The sequence below is a fragment of the Kitasatospora sp. NPDC048407 genome (genome assembly GCF_043200475.1).
In the GTDB taxonomy this organism is placed as follows: Bacteria; Actinomycetota; Actinomycetes; order Streptomycetales; family Streptomycetaceae; genus Kitasatospora.
Map to the genome: position 1 here is coordinate 57245 of NZ_JBICXW010000027.1, position 19448 is coordinate 76692.

General features: G+C 72.7%; 21 protein-coding genes. 4 read left to right on the plus strand and 17 right to left on the minus strand.

Annotated features, from left to right (window positions below):
- Positions 1 to 213 precede the first annotated feature (213 nt).
- Both shbA and ACGFWJ_RS32400 read right to left on the minus strand, forming a co-directional pair.
- The gene (gene shbA, locus ACGFWJ_RS32395; RefSeq protein WP_392955816.1) at positions 214 to 933 is read right to left on the minus strand and encodes an RNA polymerase sigma factor ShbA; all 720 of its coding nucleotides are present in this window, start codon (positions 931 to 933) and stop codon (positions 214 to 216) included.
- Between the two features lie 198 nt (positions 934 to 1131).
- Positions 1132 to 1743: a response regulator transcription factor gene (locus ACGFWJ_RS32400; protein WP_014136228.1), complete on the minus strand. Its 612-nt coding sequence runs from the start codon at positions 1741 to 1743 to the stop codon at positions 1132 to 1134.
- Between the two features lie 537 nt (positions 1744 to 2280).
- On the opposite strand from ACGFWJ_RS32400, the gene ACGFWJ_RS32405 reads away from it, so the two are divergent.
- Positions 2281 to 2607: a WhiB family transcriptional regulator gene (locus tag ACGFWJ_RS32405; protein ID WP_100587200.1), complete on the plus strand. Its 327-nt coding sequence runs from the start codon at positions 2281 to 2283 to the stop codon at positions 2605 to 2607.
- Between the two features lie 139 nt (positions 2608 to 2746).
- Here the strand turns inward: ACGFWJ_RS32405 and ACGFWJ_RS32410 are convergent, their stop codons facing one another.
- The 3 genes from ACGFWJ_RS32410 to groES form a co-directional block, all read right to left on the minus strand.
- On the minus strand, positions 2747 to 3748 hold the full coding sequence (locus ACGFWJ_RS32410; protein ID WP_387644552.1) for a LysR family transcriptional regulator: 1002 nt from the start codon (positions 3746 to 3748) through the stop codon (positions 2747 to 2749).
- Between the two features lie 293 nt (positions 3749 to 4041).
- Positions 4042 to 5676, minus strand: coding sequence for a chaperonin GroEL (gene groL, locus ACGFWJ_RS32415; protein ID WP_392955819.1), 1635 nt, complete (start codon positions 5674 to 5676; stop codon positions 4042 to 4044).
- 100 nt (positions 5677 to 5776) lie between these two features.
- Complete coding sequence (gene groES, locus ACGFWJ_RS32420; RefSeq protein WP_014136232.1) at positions 5777 to 6082, minus strand: co-chaperone GroES; 306 nt, start codon at positions 6080 to 6082, stop codon at positions 5777 to 5779.
- Between the two features lie 258 nt (positions 6083 to 6340).
- On the opposite strand from groES, the gene ACGFWJ_RS32425 reads away from it, so the two are divergent.
- Both ACGFWJ_RS32425 and ACGFWJ_RS32430 read left to right on the plus strand, forming a co-directional pair.
- Positions 6341 to 6676, plus strand: coding sequence for a hypothetical protein (locus ACGFWJ_RS32425; protein ID WP_392955821.1), 336 nt, complete (start codon positions 6341 to 6343; stop codon positions 6674 to 6676).
- Positions 6677 to 6723: 47 nt separating this feature from the next.
- On the plus strand, positions 6724 to 7902 hold the full coding sequence (locus ACGFWJ_RS32430) for a methyltransferase domain-containing protein (protein ID WP_392955823.1): 1179 nt from the start codon (positions 6724 to 6726) through the stop codon (positions 7900 to 7902).
- Here the strand turns inward: ACGFWJ_RS32430 and ACGFWJ_RS32435 are convergent.
- The 5 genes from ACGFWJ_RS32435 to tsaB form a co-directional block, all read right to left on the minus strand.
- Positions 7878 to 8756, minus strand: a complete 879-nt coding sequence (locus ACGFWJ_RS32435) for a polysaccharide deacetylase family protein (RefSeq protein ID WP_392955825.1) — start codon at positions 8754 to 8756, stop codon at positions 7878 to 7880. The genes ACGFWJ_RS32430 and ACGFWJ_RS32435 overlap by 25 nt on opposite strands.
- 70 nt (positions 8757 to 8826) lie before the next feature.
- On the minus strand, positions 8827 to 9072 hold the full coding sequence (locus ACGFWJ_RS32440) for a hypothetical protein (RefSeq protein ID WP_392955827.1): 246 nt from the start codon (positions 9070 to 9072) through the stop codon (positions 8827 to 8829).
- An 11-nt stretch (positions 9073 to 9083) separates the two neighbouring features.
- Positions 9084 to 10163, minus strand: coding sequence for a tRNA (adenosine(37)-N6)-threonylcarbamoyltransferase complex transferase subunit TsaD (tsaD, locus tag ACGFWJ_RS32445; protein ID WP_387644535.1), 1080 nt, complete (start codon positions 10161 to 10163; stop codon positions 9084 to 9086).
- A complete protein-coding gene (rimI, locus tag ACGFWJ_RS32450) occupies positions 10156 to 10635 on the minus strand; it encodes a ribosomal protein S18-alanine N-acetyltransferase (RefSeq protein WP_387644998.1) in 480 nt (159 codons plus the stop codon). The genes tsaD and rimI overlap by 8 nt, the downstream gene beginning before the upstream one ends.
- Positions 10636 to 10680: 45 nt before the next feature.
- Positions 10681 to 11328 (minus strand): tRNA (adenosine(37)-N6)-threonylcarbamoyltransferase complex dimerization subunit type 1 TsaB, encoded by a 648-nt coding sequence (gene tsaB / locus ACGFWJ_RS32455; RefSeq protein ID WP_387644532.1) that lies wholly within the window; start codon positions 11326 to 11328, stop codon positions 10681 to 10683.
- Between the two features lie 132 nt (positions 11329 to 11460).
- Here tsaB and ACGFWJ_RS32460 point away from each other — a divergent pair, with 132 nt between their 5' ends.
- A complete protein-coding gene (locus ACGFWJ_RS32460) occupies positions 11461 to 12036 on the plus strand; it encodes a L,D-transpeptidase (RefSeq protein WP_387866002.1) in 576 nt (191 codons plus the stop codon).
- Positions 12037 to 12051: 15 nt separating this feature from the next.
- On the opposite strand, the gene ACGFWJ_RS32465 is transcribed toward ACGFWJ_RS32460, so the two are convergent.
- The 7 genes from ACGFWJ_RS32465 to glmS all read right to left on the minus strand — a co-directional run bounded on the left by ACGFWJ_RS32465 (position 12052) and on the right by glmS (position 19428).
- Positions 12052 to 12237 carry a hypothetical protein gene (locus ACGFWJ_RS32465; RefSeq protein ID WP_387644527.1) on the minus strand — a complete coding sequence of 62 codons (186 nt, stop codon included), beginning with the start codon at positions 12235 to 12237 and terminating at the stop codon, positions 12052 to 12054.
- Between the two features lie 102 nt (positions 12238 to 12339).
- Positions 12340 to 12849: a tRNA (adenosine(37)-N6)-threonylcarbamoyltransferase complex ATPase subunit type 1 TsaE gene (tsaE, locus tag ACGFWJ_RS32470; protein ID WP_392955830.1), complete on the minus strand. Its 510-nt coding sequence runs from the start codon at positions 12847 to 12849 to the stop codon at positions 12340 to 12342.
- Between the two features lie 56 nt (positions 12850 to 12905).
- The gene (locus ACGFWJ_RS32475; protein ID WP_387644522.1) at positions 12906 to 14048 is read right to left on the minus strand and encodes an alpha/beta fold hydrolase; all 1143 of its coding nucleotides are present in this window, start codon (positions 14046 to 14048) and stop codon (positions 12906 to 12908) included.
- 135 nt (positions 14049 to 14183) lie between these two features.
- On the minus strand, positions 14184 to 15365 hold the full coding sequence (gene alr / locus ACGFWJ_RS32480; RefSeq protein ID WP_392955833.1) for an alanine racemase: 1182 nt from the start codon (positions 15363 to 15365) through the stop codon (positions 14184 to 14186).
- A 207-nt stretch (positions 15366 to 15572) separates the two neighbouring features.
- Positions 15573 to 17012 (minus strand): NAD(P)H-hydrate dehydratase, encoded by a 1440-nt coding sequence (locus ACGFWJ_RS32485; protein ID WP_392955834.1) that lies wholly within the window; start codon positions 17010 to 17012, stop codon positions 15573 to 15575.
- 134 nt (positions 17013 to 17146) lie between these two features.
- A complete protein-coding gene (locus tag ACGFWJ_RS32490) occupies positions 17147 to 17533 on the minus strand; it encodes a holo-ACP synthase (protein ID WP_387644515.1) in 387 nt (128 codons plus the stop codon).
- Positions 17534 to 17571: 38 nt separating this feature from the next.
- Positions 17572 to 19428, minus strand: a complete 1857-nt coding sequence (gene glmS, locus ACGFWJ_RS32495) for a glutamine--fructose-6-phosphate transaminase (isomerizing) (protein WP_387866000.1) — start codon at positions 19426 to 19428, stop codon at positions 17572 to 17574.
- Positions 19429 to 19448: the final 20 nt, after the last annotated feature.

The window sequence follows — 19448 nt, forward strand, 5'->3', positions numbered from 1 at the left end:
GGCGGGCCGTCGTTCTGCGCACGGGCGCCAGGGCTCTCTCGGCCGCCAAGCCCGGCGTTCGGTCGATCCTCCAACCGAGGACCGCGCACACCGGAGAAACTTTGGCGACCCGACCAGGCGCCGATACCCCATGGTACTGGTGCCGCGGGGTGCGTCGTCGCGCCCTCTTGACAACGCGCGCGCCCCCGCGCTTCTTCCCCCCGCGCGAACCGGCTAGCCGGACTCCTCGGCCAGCGCCCGCAGCCGCGACAGCGCCCGGTGCTGGGCCACCCGCACCGCGCCCGGCGACATGCCGAGCACCTCGCCGGTCTCCTCCGCCGACAGCCCGTCCGCCACCCGCAGCAGCACCAGCTCGCGCTGCCGGGCCGGCAGGTTGGACAGCAGTTCCTTGATCCACGCGGCGTCGCTGGACAGCAGCGCCCGCTCCTCCGGGCCGAGCGAGTCGTCCGGCGTCTCCGGCAGGTCGTCCGGCGGGATCACCGTCGAACCGGGCCCGCGCATCGCGGCCCGCTGCAGGTCGGCGATCTTGTGCGCGGCGATCCCGTACACGAAGGCCTCGAACGGGCGGCCGGTGTCCCGGTAGCGGGGCAGCGCGCACAGCACCGCGACGCACACCTCCTGCGCCACGTCGTCCACATGGTGCCGGGCCCCGCCGGGCAGCCGCAGGAGCCGGCCCCGGCAGTAGCGCAGTGCCAGCGGCAGCACGTAGCCGAGCAGCGCCTCGATCGCCGGACCGTCCCCACGCACCGCGGCCGCGACCAGCGCGGCCTCCTCGGGCGACGTCACACCCGCGTTCTGCGGACGGCCACCCGCACCCGACGCACCGTCGGATCCCGCCGACCGGCCCTCCGATGCCGACGACGGACCGGCAGCCGCACCCTCGGGGGCGGGCTGTGCCGGATCGGTCCCGGCGGCCTCCTCGTCGTCATGCATCGGTCCATGGTGCCTGGTCGGACCGGAAAACGCGGCACCGCGTCCGGACTTGTGCATCGGAACGTTATGCGTCGCCGGGTGCACCGTGCCGCCTCCCCTGCCTGTCCGCTGGTCCCCGAGGTGCTCCACTACTCCATGGTGCAGCCTCGGGACCACAACGTCACACGTCCGAGCGAGCGCAGTTGTCGCCGCACCCGCTCAGCGGACCAGGCCCCAACGGAAGCCGAGCGCCACCGCGTGCGCGCGGTCCGAGGCGCCGAGCTTCTTGAACAGCCGCCTGGCGTGCGTCTTCACGGTGTCCTCGGACAGGAACAGCTCGCGGCCGATCTCCGCGTTGCTGCGGCCGTGGCTCATCCCCTCCAGCACCTGGATCTCACGGGCCGTCAAGGTCGGTGCGGCGCCCATGTCCGGGCTGCGCAGCCGGCGCGGCGCCAGGCGCCAGGTCGGGTCGGCCAGCGCCTGGGTGACGGTGGCCCGCAGCTCGGCGCGCGAGGCGTCCTTGTGCAGGTAGCCGCGGGCCCCGGCGGCGACCGCGAGGGCCACACCGTCCAGGTCCTCGGCCACGGTGAGCATGATGATCCGGGCGCCCGGGTCGGCCGAGAGCAGTCGGCGGACCGTCTCCACTCCGCCCAGTCCGGGCATCCGAACGTCCATCAGAACGAGATCGGAACGGTCGGCCACCCAGCGGCGGAGGACCTCCTCACCGTTCGTCGCAGTGGTCACCCGGTCCACGCCGGGTACGGTCGCCACCGCACGGCGCAGCGCCTCCCGGGCGAGCGGGGAATCGTCGCAGACGAGTACGGATGTCATGACCGTCCTCCGCAGCTGATCCGCGTCACGTTGAGCCTCCTGGCTGGTACGAACCTCTCCGACACGGCCGCCTTGGACGGACTCCGTTCCGATCGCCTCGCTCCGCGACCGATCCCGATGTCCCGCGCCTGCTGACCGCCTCCGTACATCCAACGACCGTCACTCGAATGAGTTACGGCTTCAGGTCCATCTCCACCACTGTACGTGGCCAACCCATCACACAAGAGCCACCTCGCGGTGCACACGCCGCACTTTTGTGCAGCTCGCGCGCGGTGCCCGCGCCACGCACGCCTTCCGGCCGGGACCCGCGCCCCTTCGGACATCCGATCGGGGAAGGGTGCGACTTAAAACCTATTGCACCGTTTGTCCGTTTTTATAGCTTCCGTTAGGTCATTGACTGTTGTGTCGGTCTGTGGGTGACTTGTCCGTGTAGTTGGGTGTAAGTCATATTTCCAGGTGTCCGTATCGGTCCCGCGCAGCCTCGCCGGACAACCACGGCCGAGCCGCCAGGTCCCGCGCCCTCGAAGGGAATGAGCCATGGCAGATTTCTCCCGCCTCCCAGGCCCCAACGCAGACCTCTGGGACTGGCAGCTCTCCGCCGCCTGCCGCGGCGTCGACAGCTCGCTGTTCTTCCACCCCGAGGGCGAACGCGGCGCGGCCCGGACCTCCCGCGAGGCGAGCGCCAAGGAGGTCTGCATGCGCTGCCCGGTACGCGCCCAGTGCGCGGCCCACGCCCTGGCCGTCCGCGAGCCCTACGGGGTGTGGGGCGGCATGACGGAGGACGAGCGCGAGGAGCTGCTCGGCCGCTCCCGCAACCGGCTGGTCCAGGTCCCGCTGGCGATGCCGCAGACCGTCCGCCACTGAGCACCCGGTGAGCGGCCGCGCGTACTCCCTGCCGCCGCACCGACTCTTCGAGTAACTGAAAAAACGTTTCTTCGTATACGCTGCGGCGCCCCGCCCCAGGCCGGCGCCGCGTCCGTTCCCGGACCCTTCCGCGAACGCCTCAGCGGGCCGCAGCCGCCGCCGCGAGCTGGTCCAACATCAGCTCCACCGCCGGAACCCCCGCCAGGTCCGGCAGGGTCAACGCCACCACCTCGCGCCGCGCGGGCTCACCCGACGCCACCCGGACCGGCACCGCCACCACTCCCGGATGCCGCACCGACTCCAGCGCCAGCCCCGGCAGCACCGCCACCCCCAGACCCGCGCCCACCAGGCCCACCACCGCCGGGTAGTCGTCGGTGGCGAACTCGATCGACGGAGCGAAGCCCGCGTCCGTGCACAGCTCCACCAGGTGCCCCCGGCACTGCGGACAGCCCGCGATCCACTGCTCCTGCGCCAACTCCGCGAGATCCACCGGCTCGCCCTCGCCCCGGCCCGCCAGCGGATGCCCGGCCGGCACCAGACCCACCAGCGGATCGTCCAGCAGCGGCCGCACCACCAGCTCCGACCAGTCGTTCGCCGCGGCCGTCGCCGCCGCCTCCAACGTCGCCTCCGCGCGCGCCTCGCGCAGCGTCGCATGCGGGGACGGCAGGCTCAGACCGCCCTGCGAATCCGGGTACCGGAACGCCAGCGCCACCTCGCACTCCCCGCCGCGCAGCATCGCCAACGCCTGCGGGGGCTCCGCCTCCACCAGCGAGACCCGCACCCCCGGGTGCGCCGCCCGCACCTGCGCCACCGACCGCGGCACCAGCGTCGAACTCGCCGTCGGGAACGAGACCAGCCGCACCCGGCCCGCCCGCAGCCCCGCGATCGCCGCGACCTCCTCCTCCGCGGCCGACAGCCCCGCGAGGATCCCGTTCGCATGCTTCAACAGCACCCGCCCGGCCTCGCTCAGCTGCATCTCCCGCCCCGACCGCACCACCAGCGGGGTGTCCACCGCCTTCTCCAGCGCCTTCATCTGCTGACTCACCGCAGGCTGAGTGCACCCCAGCTCCCGCGCCGCAGCAGAAAAGGACCCGGTCCGGGCGACGGCATGCAGAACACGGAGGTGGCGGGCTTCGATCACGCCATCAACCTTAGAGGGAGAGTGAGGGTGCGAATCCAGGGGAGCGGGAGGGTGCGCAATCAGGGGCGCGTGGGGGTACCTCCCAGCCCCCAAGGGCTGGGGGAGAGCTGCGCGACCAGCCGTGCACCGTCCGCACTCGACCACCATCGTCCAGCCCCACCCGCCTCCGCCCACGCGAAAGGGGCGCGAGGAACCGGCGGTCCCAGCCTCGCACTACGAGAGTGCATGGCCGGTCGCGCAGTTCCTCGCGCCCCTGGGGCTGCTGCCCCTAACGCCTAGCTGTCAGCAGACGCTCAGTGGCTGTGGCCGTGCCCACCGTGCGAGTGGCCGTGGCCCGCGCCCTCTTCCTCTTCCTTCTTCTCGACCACGAGGGTCTCGGTGGTGAGGAGGAGGGAGGCGATGGAGGCGGCGTTCTCCAGGGCGGAGCGGGTGACCTTGACCGGGTCGATGACGCCGGCCTTGACCAGGTCGCCGTACTCGCCGGTGGCGGCGTTGTAACCCTGGCCCGGCTCGAGCTCGGAGACCTTGGAGGTGATGACGTAGCCCTCGAGGCCGGCGTTCTGGGCGATCCAGCGCAGCGGCTCGACCAGGGCGCGGCGGACCACGGCGACACCGGTGGCCTCGTCGCCGGACAGGCCGAGGCCGTCCTCCAGGACCTTCGCGGCGTGCACCAGCGAGGCGCCACCACCGGCGACGATGCCCTCCTCGACCGCGGCGCGGGTCGCGGAGATGGCGTCCTCCAGGCGGTGCTTGCGCTCCTTGAGCTCGACCTCGGTGGCCGCGCCGACCTTGATCACGCAGACGCCACCGGCCAGCTTGGCCAGGCGCTCCTGCAGCTTCTCGCGGTCCCAGTCGGAGTCGGTGTTGGCGATCTCGGCCTTGATCTGGGCCACGCGGCCGGCGACCTCGGAGGAGTCACCGGCGCCGTCGACGACGATGGTCTCGTCCTTGGTGACGGTGATGCGGCGGGCGGAGCCCAGCACGTCCAGGCCGACCTGGTCGAGCTTGAGGCCGACCTCCTCGGAGATGACCTGGCCACCGGTCAGGGTGGCGATGTCGCCGAGGATGGCCTTGCGGCGGTCACCGAAGCCGGGGGCCTTGACCGCGACCGCGTTGAAGGTGCCGCGGATCTTGTTGACCACCAGGGTGGACAGCGCCTCGCCGTCGACGTCCTCGGCGATGATCAGCAGCGGGCGGGAGCCGCCGGCCTGCAGGACCTTCTCCAGCAGCGGCAGGAGCTCCTGGATCGAGGAGATCTTGCCCTGGTTGATCAGGATGTACGGGTCCTCCAGGACGGCTTCCTGGCGCTCCGCGTCGGTGACGAAGTACGGCGACAGGTAGCCCTTGTCGAACTGCATGCCCTCGGTGAACTCGAGCTCGACGCCGAAGGTGTTCGACTCCTCGACGGTGATGACACCGTCCTTGCCGACCTTGTCGATCGCCTCGGCGATCAGCTCGCCGACCTGGGTGTCCTGCGCGGAGAGGGAGGCGACGGCGGCGATGTCGTCCTTGCCCTCGATCTCGCGGGCGACCGACAGCAGGTGCTCGGAGACGGCGGCGACAGCCTTGTCGATGCCCTTCTTCAGGGCGGCCGGGCCGGCGCCGGCGGCGACGTTGCGCAGACCCTCGTTGACCAGGGCCTGGGCCAGCACGGTGGCGGTGGTGGTGCCGTCACCCGCGACGTCGTTGGTCTTGGTGGCGACCTCCTTGACCAGCTGCGCGCCGAGGTTCTCGTACGGGTCGTCGAGCTCGACCTCGCGGGCGATGGTCACACCGTCGTTGGTGATGGTGGGGGCGCCGAACTTCTTGTCGATGACGACGTTGCGGCCCTTGGGGCCGATGGTCACCTTGACGGTGTCGGCCAGCTTGTTGACGCCGCGCTCCAGCGAGCGGCGGGCATCCTCGTTGAACTGCAGGGTCTTCGCCATGGTCCCGTTTCCTCAGGGTGTGGTCTGCGTACGTGGAGCAACAACCGCGCCCCGGGCCCCTGTCAGTGCTGACACGGATCCGGGGCGGGCTGGGGACGTCTTACTTCTCGATGATGGCGAGAACGTCGCGAGCCGAGAGGACGAGGTACTCCTCGCCCTGGTACTTCACCTCGGTGCCGCCGTACTTCGAGTACAGGACGATGTCACCGACGGCGACGTCGAGCGGCAGACGCTGGCCGTCCTCGAAGCGGCCCGGGCCGACAGCCAGGACGACACCCTCCTGGGGCTTCTCCTTGGCAGTGTCCGGGATCACCAGGCCGGAGGCGGTGGTGGTCTCGGCGTCGAGCGGCTGGACCACAATGCGGTCCTCGAGCGGCTTGATGGCAACCTTGCTGCTGGTGGTCACGTCCGAGCTCCCCTTCGGAGATTACGGGGTTGTCTATCAGGTAGGTGGGCGAGGGTGCGCAGCTGCCGTCGCGGGGGTCAGGCACGCATCTTCGCGTTAGCACTCCCCCTGGGGGGAGTGCCAGGAACGACCTTAGGTCGCCGTTAGCACTCAGTCAACCAGAGTGCCAATGACGCCGTGTCGGATGTCGGCACCACACCCCCCGATTGAGTGCCGGTACTCAGGCGGCGGCGCCGGCCCGGGCGCCAGGATCGGCGCATGACGAAGACTCGACGCCCCGCAGGGCAGGACGTGTTCCACGCGGTGTGGATGGTGGCCGCGGAAGTGCCGCTGCTGGCCATGCTGCCGGGCATGCTGACCTGGGCGAAGTTCAGCTACGTGTGGGTCGCCGACCCTTCGGTCTTCGGCCCGCCGGGGCAGGTGCTCGGGGCGTTCTCGCTGATGCTGGCCGCGTCGGGACTGCTGCTCGCGCTGATGGTGCTGGCGACCGGCCTGGTGCTGCCGGCCCGGCGGGGACTGCGGATCGCACCGCTGGCGCTGCTGACGGTGGGGCCGCTGCTGGCGGTGGCGGCGCACTCGGTGCTGCGCCTCTGATCCTTCCGGGTTGATCACGGGGCGAGCGGGGCGGGGACAATGGTGGTGTGGAGATCGAGTCGTTCCGGGCGCTGCTGACCGAGCAGGGGCAGGCGCTGCTGGCGGAGTTGCGGGAGTTCACGGCGGACCAGGAGCTGGCGCTGGCGACCCGGCTGCGGCGGGATTACCCGGCGGAGCTGGTGCGGGCCGCGTTCGAGCAGGCGCGGTTGCGGCAACGGGCGGAGGCGAAGTTCGGGGCGGACGCCCGGTCGATGTACTTCACCCAGAACGGGGTGGAGCAGGCGACCCGGCGCAGTGTCGCCGAGTGGCGGGCGGGTCGGTTCGCGGCGCTCGGGGTGAAGCGGTTGGCGGACCTGTGCTGCGGGATCGGCGGGGACGCGATCGCGCTGGCCCGGGCCGGGATCGCGGTGCTGGCGGTGGACCGGGACGAGCTGACCTGCGAGGTGGCGCGGGCGAACGCGGCGGCGCTGGGCGTGGCGGAGCTGGTGGAGGTGCGCTGCGCGGACGTCGCGGACATCGACACGGACGGCTTCGACGCGGTGTTCACCGACCCGGCGCGGCGCACCTCGCGCGGGCGGGTGTTCGATCCGGAGGCGTATTCGCCGCCGCTGTCCTGGGCGGTGGAGGCGGCCCGGCGCACCCCGTTCGGCGCGTTGAAGGTGGCGCCGGGGATCCCGCACGAGCTGGTGCCGGAGGGTGCCGAGGCGGAGTGGGTGTCGGACCGGGGCGAGGTGAAGGAGGCGGTGCTGTGGTTCGGCACCGGGGCCGCCGAGCCGTACCGGGCGACGGTGCTGCCGGGCCCGCACTCGCTGACGGGCGGCGCGCTGCCGGATCCGCCGGTGGGCGCGGTGGGCCGGTACCTGTACGAGCCGAACGGCGCGGTGATCCGGGGCCGGATGGTCGCCGAGGTGGTGCGGCTGACGAACGGCCGGCTGCTCGACCCGATGATCGCGTACGTCACCTCGGACGAGCTGCACCCGACGCCGTACGCGCACGCCTACGAACTGTCCGACGTACTGCCGTACAACGTCAAGAAGTTGAAGGCGCTGGTGAAGGAGCGCCGGATCGGCACCGTGGTAATCAAGAAGCGCGGGGCGTCGGTGGTGCCGGAGGAGCTGCGACGGCAGCTGAAGCCGTCCGGGCCGAACTCGGTGACGGTGATCGTCGCCCGTACCGAGGCCGGCCCGGTGATGATGCTGGGTCAGCCGACGGGCTTGGCGATGTAGTCGTCGAGGCGGGCGACCGCGAAGCCCTGTTCCTGGATGCGGGCGAGCATCTCGCCGAACATCGAGGTCATGCTCTCGCCCTTGAGCTCGGACGGGCCGCGGAAGTGGGCGAGGATGATGTCGCCGTTCTTCAGCTTCTTGTCGGCGGACTGGTACTGCATGTCGTGGATCTGCATGGACTCGCGCCACAGCACGATGGCGCGCGGGCCGCACTCCTGCACCGAGGTGTTCAGGGTGGGGGTGTTGGCGCCGTCGCCGAACGGCGGGCGGAACAGGTACGGGGCGGTGCCGTACTGCTCGGTGAGGGCGGCCTGGTCGTCGCAGATCTCGGACTTCTGCTTGGCGGCCGGGATCTTGCTCATCACCGGGTGGTCGACGGTGTGGTTCTGAATGGTGTTGCCGAGCGCCTGCAGCGGCTTGAAGTAGGCGTAGTCGTTCTTGACGATGTCCTTGGTCAGGAACATCGTGATCGGCACCTTCAGGTCGGTCAGCATCTGGACGAACTTGGGGTCCTTCTCGGCCCCGTCGTCGATGGTGATGAAGACGACCTTGTCCTGGGTGGGGATTTCGCTGAACACCGGCACGGTGCCGGTCTTGGTCAGCTTGATCGGCTTGTCGGCGGGCGCCGCGGGCGCCTTGGCCATCGGCTTGAGGCCCCACTTCGCCCATGCGGCGTCCCCGGCGGTGTCCTGCGCGGGCGCCGACGCGGGGGCGGACGAGCCGCCCGAGGACGCGGCGGAGGGCTGCGCGGGGGCTGCGGACTTCGTGGCGGGCGCGGAGCTGCCGCACCCGCTGGCCGCCAGCAGCACGGCGAGCGCGCCCAACCCGTACCCGATCCGGGCCCTCTTCTTCACCGGTGTCCCCCGCTCTCAGCTCTACAGGCGTGTCGATGTTCAGGACGAACGCTACCTGCCCCGCGGTTGCCTACCCGACGTCCGTCCGGGTGAAGGTCCAGTGGTGCACCGGCCGGGACAGCAGCCCCGCCGGGGGCGCCGGGACGGGCTGCGGCTCGCCCGTCCACAGCGCGATCATCAGCACCCGGTCACCGGGTGCGGTGAACAGTTCGACCCGCTCCAGGCCGGCCGCCCCACGCACCGCGGGGAGCGCGAACTCCCGCGCCCAGGCGTGCAGTTCGCTCCCCCGCCCGTCGGCCGCGCGGGCCTCCCACATGGCCGCCAGGGTCACTTCAGCGCCTCGGCGGCGTGCGCGTGGAAGTCCGTGTGCGGCACGTGCGTCTCGGTGACCGGCAGCGAGGAGTCCGCCGACAGGTCGAACGCCGACGGGGTGCGGTCGCGCCAGACCATCTCGGCGCCGAGCGCGGCCACCATCGCGCCGTTGTCGGTGCACAGGCCCGGCCGCGGCACCCGCAGCACGATGCCCGCCTTGTCGCAGCGCTGCTGCGCCATCTCGCGCAGCCGGGAGTTCGCGGCGACGCCGCCGCCGATCATCAGGTGGTCGACGCCGTTGTCCTTGCACGCCCGCACGGCCTTGCGGGTGAGCACGTCGGTGACGGCCTCCTGGAAGGACGCGGCGACGTCCGCCACCGGCACCGGCTCGCCGGCCCGCCGCTTGGCCTCGACCCAGCGCGCCACGGCAGTCTTCAGGCCGGAGAACGAGAAGTCGTACGCCGGGTCGCTCGCGCTGCTCAGGCCGCGCGGGAAGGCGATCGCCTTGCCGTCGCCCTCGCGGGCCATCCGGTCCACCACCGGCCCGCCGGGGAAGCCCAGGCCGAGAACGCGCGCGACCTTGTCGAACGCCTCGCCGGCCGCGTCGTCGATGGTCGCGCCGAGCGGCCGCACGTCGGAGGTGATGTCACTGCTGAGCAGCAGTGAGGAGTGCCCGCCGGAGACCAGCAGCGCCATGGTCGGCTCGGGCAGCCGGCCGTGCTCCAGCTGGTCGACGCAGATGTGCGAGGCCAGGTGGTTGACGCCGTACAGCGGCTTGTCCAGCGCCCACGCGTACGCCTTGGCGGCGCTGACGCCGACCAGCAGCGCACCGGCCAGGCCGGGGCCGGCGGTGACGGCGATGCCGTCCAGGTCGCTCGCCTTGATGCCGGCGGTGTCCAGCGCGCGCTGGATGGTGGGGACCATCGCCTCCAGGTGCGCCCGGCTCGCGATCTCCGGGACGACGCCGCCGAACCGGGCGTGGTCGTTCACCGAGGACGCGACCGCGTCGGCGAGCAGCGTGGTGCCGCGGACGATGCCGACGCCGGTCTCGTCGCAGGAGGTCTCGATTCCGAGGACGAGCGGTTCGTCAGCCATTGTGATGATCCTTCAGATCGCTTGCATCGCTTGCCAGGTGGTCCAGACGCATCACCAGTGCGTCCACGTTGGCGGGCTGGTAGTAGCCCCGCCGGATGCCGACCGGCTCGAACCCGAACCGCTCGTACAGCTGCTGCGCGCGCAGGTTGTCCACCCGCACCTCCAGCAGCAGCTCGGCGCAGCCGCGCCGGACCGACTCCTCGATCAGCTCGGTCAGCAGCATCGCCCCGAGGCCCGCCCCCTGGTGCCCGGCCTCCACCGCGATGGTCTGCACGTCGCCGTCCGCCCCGACCACCATCAGCCCGGCGTAGCCGACCAGCGTGTCGTCCTCGCCGACCGCCACCACGTAGTGCCGGCTGCCGCCCGGGTGCGCCTCGGCCAGCTCGGACCAGTACATCCCGCGCGACCAGGCGTCGTCGGGGAACAGCAGGTGCTCCAGCGCCATGACGGGCTCGATGTCCCACCAGCGCATGGGACGCAGCGAGAACCTAGCCACGGCCGGAGAGTCCCGTGCGCGTCACGCCGGAAGCACCGCCTTGTAGCCGGCCGGCACCTGCGCGTCCGGGCGCCGCAGGTACAGCGGGGCGTTCGGTAGCAGCTCGCGGCCGGCCGCCAGCTCGCGGACCGCGAAGTCGGCGAGCGCGCCGGCCGACACGTGCTCGGGGCCGCTCGCCGCCGGCAGGCCGTACAGCAGCGCGCCCGCGCCGACCGTCCGCCCGCCGGGCTCGATCTCCGCCGGACGGTCCACCGAGGGCCCGGAGATCCGGGTGCCGGACGCGTCGTAGGAGGCCCAGTAGACCTCCTTGCGGCGTGCGTCGGTGGCCACCGAGAACGCCTCGTCCAGGCCCTCGGTGCGGGCCTGGTGGGCGATCGCGTCGAGGGTGCAGACGCCGTGCACCGGCAGGCCGAGCGCGTCGCCGAGCGCGGCGGCGGTCACCAGGCCGACCCGCAGGCCGGTGTAGGGGCCGGGGCCGACGCCGACCGCGAGGTCGGTGAGCTGCCGCTTGTCCACACCGGCGGTGCGCAGCACGGCGCCGATGGTGGGCAGCAGCAGTTCGCCGTGCCGGCGGGCGTCGACCTCGTAGGACTCGGCGAGCACGCGTTCGCCGTCGTGGACGGCGGCCGTGACGGCGGGGGTGGCGGTGTCGAAGGCGAGGAGGAGCACGCGTTCAAGGTTAGAGGGTCCGGCGAGGGTGCCCGCACCGGCCGGGAACACACGATCGGAAGAGGCCGAAGCGGCGTCGCGGACCTGGCACGATGGGCCTCGGACGTGAGACGGAGCGTTGAGGAGCAGACCGTGGCGAAGCTGGGTCCTGGTGTGGTGGTCGGCGGGCTGACCCTGGGCGCCATGGCGGTGATCGGGCTGCTGGCGTTCCAGGCGAACGGCGCCGCGTCCCGGGCGGTGGCGGCCACCCCGGCCTCGGCGAGCGCCCCGGCGGCGGCCCCCTCGGCGAGCTCGCCGAGCGAGCGGCCGACCGCTCCCCCGCTGCCGGCGGACTCCGGGGCGGGCCTGCGAGTGGTGTTCTCGCTCAAGGAGCGCCAGGTGTGGCTGGTCGACCCGAAGAAGCCGGAGCAGGTGGTCGGCACGTTCAAGGTGACGCCGGGCAGCGCGCTGCCGAACCCGGGCGCGTACACGGTCTACAGCCGCACGGCGGCGGGCACCGGCACGGACGGCCGGCAGATCGAGCATGTGGTGCGGTTCACCCAGCAGCAGGGCACGGTGTTCGGTTTCAGCGCGCTGGTGGACGAGAACGCCGCCGCGCCGTCGGTGGACCCGAAGACCAAGACCGGCGGCATCCGGGCGTCCCGCTCGGACGGCCAGGCGCTGTGGGACTTCGCGCCGAACGGCACCCGGGTGGTCGTGGTCGCCTGACGGTGACCCGGAACGCTACGCGGCGTGGCGCTCCGGCGGGGTGGAGACCGCCTCGGCGGCCCGGCAGGACGCCAGCAGCACCCGCATCGGCACGGGCTCCTGCGGCGCGTCGGTGCGCGAGGCCTTGGCGCGCGAAGCCTCGACGCGTGCCGCGTCGGCCGGTTCGGGACGGCGGTCGGTCCGGGGGGTGGTGCTCGCCATGGGGCGCCTCCCTAGTTAGGTACACCTAACCTGCTGCCGCCATCCCATCACGCCCACCGGCCGGGCCGCAACAATTTACCGACACGCTGTCGGGAAACCGGCTCAGTTGTCACCCAATACGGTGAGGTCCACGTCGACCCAGCGACCGCCCAGCCCCGTCACGGTGACCCGCCGCCCGTCCGCTTCCTCGGTGACGTCCGCCTCCGCACCGCCCAGGGTCCGCTCGATCCGGACCTCCAGCCGGTCCTCGGAGAGCTGCTCGACCTTGCCCTCGCCCCACTCGACGACGATCACCGACTCGGGCAGCGAGACGTCCAGGTCGAGGTCCTCCATCTCGTCCAGGCCGCCGCCCAGCCGGTACGCGTCCACGTGCACCAGCGCGGGGCCACCGGTCAGCGACGGGTGCACCCGGGCGATCACGAAGGTCGGCGAGGTGACGGCGCCGCGCACCCCCAGGCCCTCCCCCAGGCCGCGGGTCAGCGTGGTCTTGCCCGCGCCCAGCTCCCCCGACAGCAGCACCAGGTCGCCGGGGCGCAGCAGGGCGGCGAGCCGCCGGCCGATGCCGGTCATCCGCTCCGCGGTGGCGACGGTCAGAATGGTCTGCGAACCCATGGCGTCCTTCTTCGATCGTTGCGGCCACCCCTACGGTGCCACACCCGGACGCCCGTTCAGCCCTCCGGCCGGTCACCCTCGGGCTCGCGCAGCGCGGCGGGCAGCGGGCCGGTGCCGGCCCGGTCGGCGGCCCGCTCCAGCAGAGCGACCAGTTCCCCGTCCACCAGCTCGGGGCGTTCCAGCATCACCAGGTGGCCGGCGTCCTCCACCAGCACCAGCCGGGCACCGGGCAGCGCGGCGGCGATCGCCTCGGAGTACTCGGGCGGGGTGATCAGGTCCTTCGCGCCGGCCATCACCAGCGTGGGGACGCCGTCCAGCCCGGCCAGCGCGGCCAGCTTGTCGTGCGCCGAGAACGCCGGGTAGAACTCCGCGACCACGTCGATCGGAGTGGCGTCCAGCAGCTGCTCGGCGAACCGCACCACCGCCGGGTCGACGTCCTTGCCGCCGAACGAGAACCGCCGGTAGAACACCGCCGTCAGGTCCGAACCCCAGCGCCGGGTCGCCTCCACCAGCTCGACCTGCCGGCCCAGCATCCGCACCACACCGGGCGCGACCCGCTTGACCAGGCTCGCCCCGGCGGCGGGCAGGCCCAGCGTCACCGAGTCCCAGCCACCCGCCAGCGTCCCGATCAGCGCCACCCCGACCACCCGGCCGTCCGGCCCGAACAGCTCCGGGTGCTGGGCGGCCAGCGCCATCACCGTCATGCCGCCCATCGAATGCCCGACCAGCACGATCGGCCCGTCCGGCACCACCGCGTCCAGCACCGCCCGCAGGTCGCCGCCGAGCTGATCGATCGACGCGGGCTCACCGTTCAGGTACGAGCGGGACCGCTCGGAACGGCCGTGGCTGCGCTGGTCCCAGAACACCGCCCGCAGCGCACCGCGCAGCGCGGCCCGCTGGAAGTGCCAGCTGTCCTGGTTCAGGCAGTACCCGTGGCAGAACACCACGGTCGGCCCGGGGCCGTCGGCGGCGTCCACCTCCACGTACAACTCGGTGCCGTCATCGGCCCGCACCCGCCGCGGCGCACCCCGCAACGACCCGAACGGGGCCGCCGCATCCAGCTCCTCCCGGGCCCGCCGACGCATCGCCCGCCCCACCGTCATCCGCTCCACCGCCACCCCGGCAGCGGCCCCGGCGGCGAGCACCCCGAGCGATATCCCGATCAGCCCGGCCCTGGAGACCCCCGACGGCTCAGCCATTCTTGGTGAACTCACGGGCGCGGAGGGGTGCGAAAACGGGGGCGCGTGGAACTGCGCGAAGCGGAAGGCGAACGTGGGAAAGATCGCGCCACTGACAGCCAGTTGCACGTGAGCGCGCCCTACCGAAGACAGCCACTACCGCACCCCACCCACGTACCGCCGGGGCACCCGCCCCCCGATCCGGGTGATGATCTCGTACGCGATCGTCCCGCAAGCCTTCGCCCAGTCCTCGGCCGTGGGCTCGCCCCGGTCGCCGGCGCCGAACAGCAGGGCTTCTTCGCCGACCTCGGGCGTGTCCCCACCGAGGTCCACCACGAACTGGTCCATCGCGACCCGGCCGGCCACCCGGTAGCGGCCGGAGCCGATCTGCACCGGCCCGGTGTTGCTCGCGTGCCGGGGGATGCCGTCCGCGTAGCCGAGCGGGATCAGGCCGAGGTTGGTGGCCCCGGGCGTGACGTAGTGGTGGCCGTAGGAGACGCCGTGGCCGCCGGGGACGCGCTTGACCAGCGCGAGCCGGGCCGTCAGCGACATGACGGGCCGCAGGCCGTAATCGGCGGGCGTGCCGACCTCGGGCACCGGCGACAGGCCGTACATGGCGAGGCCGGGCCGGACCAGGTCGTAGTGCGACTGCGGGAGCAGCAGGGTGGCCGGGGAGTTCGCCAGGTGCCGCACCTCGGGGTCGAGGCCGGCCCGCTCGGCGGACGACAGCGCCTGTGCGAAGGAGTCCAGCTGGGCCTGGATGGAGGGGTGGCCGGGCTCGTCGGCGGCGGCGAAGTGCGACCACACGCCGACCACCCGCAGCAGGCCGTCGGCCTGTGCCTTGGCGGCGTTGTCGACCAGGTCGGCCCAGTCGTGCGGCTGGCAGCCGTTGCGGCCGAGGCCGGTGTCGGCCTTGAGGTGGATCCGGGCCGGGATGCCGGTGGCTCGAACGGCGGCGAGGAGTTCGTCCAGCGCCCACTGGCCGCTGATCGAGATGTCGACGGACTCGCGCAGCGCCTGCTCCCAGGGGCCGCCGGGCGTCCACAGCCAGCACAGGATGCGGGCCTGCTCGGGGCGGATCCCGGCGGCGCGCAGTGCGAGCGCCTCCTGCGGGGTGGCGGTGCCGAGCCAGCCGGCGCCGGCGGCGATCGCCTCGCGGGCGCACTGAAGCGCTCCGTGGCCGTAGGCGTCGGCCTTGACCACGGCCATCAGCTCGGGGCCGTTGGTGCGGGCGCGCAGGGCGGCCAGGTTGTCGCGCAGGGCGGCCAGGTCGATGGTCGCCTCGGCACGGACCCCCTCGGTCAGTGCGGGTGTCCCGGTGGTGTTCGCAGTCGTCATCGCGTATCAGTCTCCCAGACCCCCGCCGGTCCCCCCATCAGGGGCGCGGCCGACCGGGGTGCAGTCGCCCGTCCACCTGTACGCCCTTTCCCTTCCGGTGTCTCCACGCGGTGGAGCGGGTTCCGGTTCCGAACGGGGTGTCAACCGGTCGTCGACCGGGCCGGGGCCGGGACGGCGGCGGTACGCCTCCCGGCCCCGGACAGGGCGTCAGCCGGTCAGCGACTGCCAGACGGGGTGCAGCGCCTCGGCGAGGTCGAGCGCCGTGATCGGGGCGCCTGTTCCCGCGGCGCGCCGCCCGGCCAGGCCGTGCAGGTACGCGGCGGCGGAGGCGGCGTCGAGCGGGGTCAGGCCGGTGGCGAGCAGGGAACCGGCCAGGCCGGACAGGACGTCGCCGCTGCCGGCGGTGCCGAGCCAGCCGGTGCCGGTGGTGTTCACCCGGGCGGTGCCGTCGGGGTCGGCGACGACGGTGGTGGAGCCCTTGAGCAGCACCGTCGCGCCGTAGCGGGCGGCGAGCGAACGGGCAACCACCAGTCGGCGGGCGGCGACCGTGTCGGCGTCGGCGTGCTCGCCGACGCCGGCCAGCAGCCGGGCGGCCTCGCCGGCGTGCGGGGTGAGCAAGGTGGGGGCGGACCGGTCGGCGAGCAGGCCGGGGCCGAGCCGGGCGAGTTCGGTGAGCGCGTCGGCGTCGGCGAGCACCGGGACGTCGGTGTCGAGGGCCTCCCGCAGAGCGTGCTCCGCGCCGTCGCCGCCCCCGGGGCCGACCACCCAGGCCTGGACCCGCCCGGCACCGGCCGGACCGGTCTCGCTGACCAGCGTCTCGGGGTGGCGGCGGACCACTTCCTCGGCGGCGTGCCCGGTGTAGCGCACCGCGCCCGCGCCGCCCCGCAACGCCCCCGCGACGGCGAGCAGCGCCGCGCCCGGGTAGCGGGCGGAACCGGCACAGACGCCGACCACGCCGCGCCGGTACTTGTCGCTCTCCGCGCCGGGGACGGGCAGCAGCGCGGCCACGTCGGCGTGCTGGAGCGCCTCGACGGGGGCGGGCGGCAGGTCGAGGCCGATCTTCACCAGGTGGACCACGCCCGCGTAGCCGGCGCCGGGGTCGATCAGCAGGCCGGGCTTGTAGGTGCCGAAGCAGACGGTGACGTCGGCGCGCAGCGCGGGGCCTGCCACCTCGCCGGTGTCGGGGTCGACGCCGGAGGGCACGTCCACGGCGACCACGGGGCCGCGGCGGCCCATGGTCGCGAAGGGCGCCGCGGCCGGACGCAGCGGGCCGCGACCGCCGATGCCGACGATGCCGTCCAGCACCAGGTCGGCGCGCCCGAACGCGCCGGCGTCGTCGGTGACCCGGCCGCCGGCGGCGAGAAGCTCCGCGAGGCCGGCGGCGTGCGCCTTGGCGGGGTCGAGCAGCAGGGCTTCGACGCGAGCGCCCCGGCGGGCGAGGCGGGCGGCGGCGTACAGCGCGTCACCGCCGTTGTCGCCGGAGCCGGCCAGGACGAGGACGCGGCTGCCGTAGACCCGGGGCAGCAGTCGGGCGCAGGTCGCAGCGAGACCGGCTGCGGCGCGCTGCATCAGGGTGCCTTCGGGGAGGGTGGCCATCAGCGCGGCCTCGGCGCTGCGGACTTGGTCTACACGATGAGCGTGGCGCAACGGAGTCTCCTTCGGAGGGCGCGAGCACGTGCAAGTCATTGTCGGCTGCGCGATCTCACGGACGTGTGACTTCCGCTTCGCGCGGTTCTCCCCCAGCCCTTGGGGGCTGGGAGGTACCCCCACGCGCCCCCGGCTCAGCCTTCGGCGATCACCACGGCCGAGGCGACGCCCGCGTCGTGGCTGAGCGAGACGTGCCAGCCCGTCACGCCGAGGGCGGCGGCCCGGGCTTCGACGGTGCCGGTGACGTGCAGGACGGGCCGGCCGGATTCCTCGACGCGGACTTCGGCGTCCTCCCAGCGCAGGCCGGGGGGTGCGCCGAGGGCCTTGGCGAGTGCCTCTTTCGCCGCGAACCGGGCGGCCAGTGAGGCGGTGCCCCGGCGTTGTCCGGACGGGAGGGTCAACTCGCCTGCGGTGAAGAGCCGTTCGGCGAGTCCGGGGGTGCGTTCCAGGGATTCCCCGAACCGTCCGATGTCCGCCACGTCGATGCCGACGCCGATGATCACGCCTGTTCCTCCGTCCATGCCCGCGCGGTGCCGCGCAGGCATGGACGATACGCGGGCTACTCGACCGTGACGGACTTGGCGAGGTTGCGCGGCTGGTCGACCTCGTGGCCCTTGGCGGTGGCCAGCTCGCAGGCGAAGACCTGGAGCGGGACGGTGGACACCAGGGGCTGGAGCAGGGTCGGGGTGGCCGGGATGCGGATCAGGTGGTCGGCGTAGGGGACGACGGCCTCGTCGCCCTCCTCGGCGATCACGATGGTCTTGGCGCCGCGGGCCCGGATCTCCTGGATGTTGGAGACGATCTTGTCGTGCAGGACGGAGCGGCCGCGCGGCGAGGGCACCACGACGACGACCGGCAGGTCCTGCTCGATCAGGGCGATCGGGCCGTGCTTGAGCTCGCCGGCGGCGAAGCCCTCGGCGTGCATGTAGGCGAGTTCCTTGAGCTTGAGCGCGCCTTCGAGGGCCACCGGGTGGCCGACGTGCCGGCCGAGGAAGAGCACCGCGGGGGCGTCGGCCAGCGAGCGGGCCAGCGCGCGGACCGGCTCCATGGTGCCGAGCACCTGCTCGACCTGCCGGGGGGCGTCGCCGAGTTCGCGGATCACCGAGGTGATCTCGTCGCCCCACTTGGTGCCGCGCACCTGGCCCAGGTAGAGGGCGACCAGGTAGCAGGCGACCAGCTGGGTCAGGAACGCCTTGGTGGAGGCGACCGCGACCTCGGGGCCGGCGTGGGTGTACAGCACCGCGTCGGACTCGCGCGGGATGGTCGAGCCGTTGGTGTTGCAGATCGCCAGGACCTTGGCGCCCTGCTCGCGGGCGTGCCGCAGCGCCATCAGGGTGTCCATGGTCTCGCCGGACTGCGAGATGGCGATGACCAGGGTGCGGTCGTCCATGATCGGGTCGCGGTAGCGGAACTCGCTGGCCACCTCGACCTCGCACGGGATGCGGGTCCAGTGCTCGATCGCGTACTTGGCGATCATGCCGGCGTGGAACGCGGTGCCGCAGGCGACGATCACCACCTTGTCGACCTCGCGCAGCACCTGGTCGGGGATGCGCAGCTCGTCGAGGGTGAGCCGGCCGTCGGTGCCGATCCGGCCGAGCAGGGTGTCGGCGACGGCCTTGGGCTGCTCGGCGATCTCCTTGAGCATGAAGTAGTCGTAGCCGCCCTTCTCGGCGGCCGAGGCGTCCCAGTCGACGTGGTACTCGCGGACCTCGGCGGGCGTGCCGTCGAAGTTGGTCACCGTCACGCCCTCGCGGCGCAGTTCGACGACCTGGTCCTGGCCGAGCTCGATGGCCTCGCGGGTGTGCGCGATGAACGCGGCGACGTCCGAGGCGAGGAAGTTCTCGCCGTCACCGACGCCGACCACCAGCGGCGAGTTGCGGCGGGCGCCGACCACCACGTCGGGGGCGTCGGCGTGCACCGCGACCAGGGTGAACGCGCCGTCCAGCTGCCGGCACACGGTGCGCATGGCCTCGGCGAGGTCGCCGTCGTAGGCCTCGGACAGCAGGTGGGCGACCACCTCGGTGTCGGTCTCCGAGCGCAGCGTGTGGCCGCGGTCGGCGAGTTCGGCGCGCAGCAGGGCGAAGTTCTCGATGATGCCGTTGTGGACGACGGCGACCTTGCGGTGGTCGTCCAGGTGGGGGTGGGCGTTGGCGTCATTCGGCGCGCCGTGGGTGGCCCACCGGGTGTGTCCGATGCCCGTGGTGCCGGCCGGCAGAGGGGTTTCGGCCAGCGACTTCTCCAGGTTGACGAGCTTTCCGGCCCGCTTGTCGGTCGCCAGGAGCCGCTGCCCGTCGGCTCCTTCGGTCTGCACCGCGACGCCGGCCGAGTCGTAGCCCCGGTACTCCAGCCGCCGCAGACCTGCGATCACTACGTCGAGGGCCTGCTGGGGGCCCGTATATCCAACAATTCCGCACATATGCGCCAGCATAGGTGCCG

Excerpts from the sequence above, each read along its gene's own strand:
- shbA (WP_392955816.1), bottom strand. The coding sequence starts at position 933 with ATGCATGACGACGAGGAGGCCGCCGGGACCGATCCGGCACAGCCCGCC.
- ACGFWJ_RS32400 (WP_014136228.1), bottom strand. The coding sequence starts at position 1,743 with ATGACATCCGTACTCGTCTGCGACGATTCCCCGCTCGCCCGGGAGGCG.
- ACGFWJ_RS32405 (WP_100587200.1), top strand. The coding sequence starts at position 2,281 with ATGGCAGATTTCTCCCGCCTCCCAGGCCCCAACGCAGACCTCTGGGAC.
- groL (WP_392955819.1), bottom strand. The coding sequence starts at position 5,676 with ATGGCGAAGACCCTGCAGTTCAACGAGGATGCCCGCCGCTCGCTGGAG.
- ACGFWJ_RS32425 (WP_392955821.1), top strand. The coding sequence starts at position 6,341 with ATGACGAAGACTCGACGCCCCGCAGGGCAGGACGTGTTCCACGCGGTG.
- ACGFWJ_RS32440 (WP_392955827.1), bottom strand. The coding sequence starts at position 9,072 with ATGTGGGAGGCCCGCGCGGCCGACGGGCGGGGGAGCGAACTGCACGCC.
- tsaD (WP_387644535.1), bottom strand. The coding sequence starts at position 10,163 with ATGGCTGACGAACCGCTCGTCCTCGGAATCGAGACCTCCTGCGACGAG.
- rimI (WP_387644998.1), bottom strand. The coding sequence starts at position 10,635 with ATGCGCTGGTGGGACATCGAGCCCGTCATGGCGCTGGAGCACCTGCTG.
- ACGFWJ_RS32465 (WP_387644527.1), bottom strand. The coding sequence starts at position 12,237 with ATGGCGAGCACCACCCCCCGGACCGACCGCCGTCCCGAACCGGCCGAC.
- tsaE (WP_392955830.1), bottom strand. The coding sequence starts at position 12,849 with ATGGGTTCGCAGACCATTCTGACCGTCGCCACCGCGGAGCGGATGACC.
- ACGFWJ_RS32475 (WP_387644522.1), bottom strand. The coding sequence starts at position 14,048 with ATGGCTGAGCCGTCGGGGGTCTCCAGGGCCGGGCTGATCGGGATATCG.
- alr (WP_392955833.1), bottom strand. The coding sequence starts at position 15,365 with ATGACGACTGCGAACACCACCGGGACACCCGCACTGACCGAGGGGGTC.
- ACGFWJ_RS32490 (WP_387644515.1), bottom strand. The coding sequence starts at position 17,533 with ATGGACGGAGGAACAGGCGTGATCATCGGCGTCGGCATCGACGTGGCG.
- glmS (WP_387866000.1), bottom strand. The coding sequence starts at position 19,428 with ATGTGCGGAATTGTTGGATATACGGGCCCCCAGCAGGCCCTCGACGTA.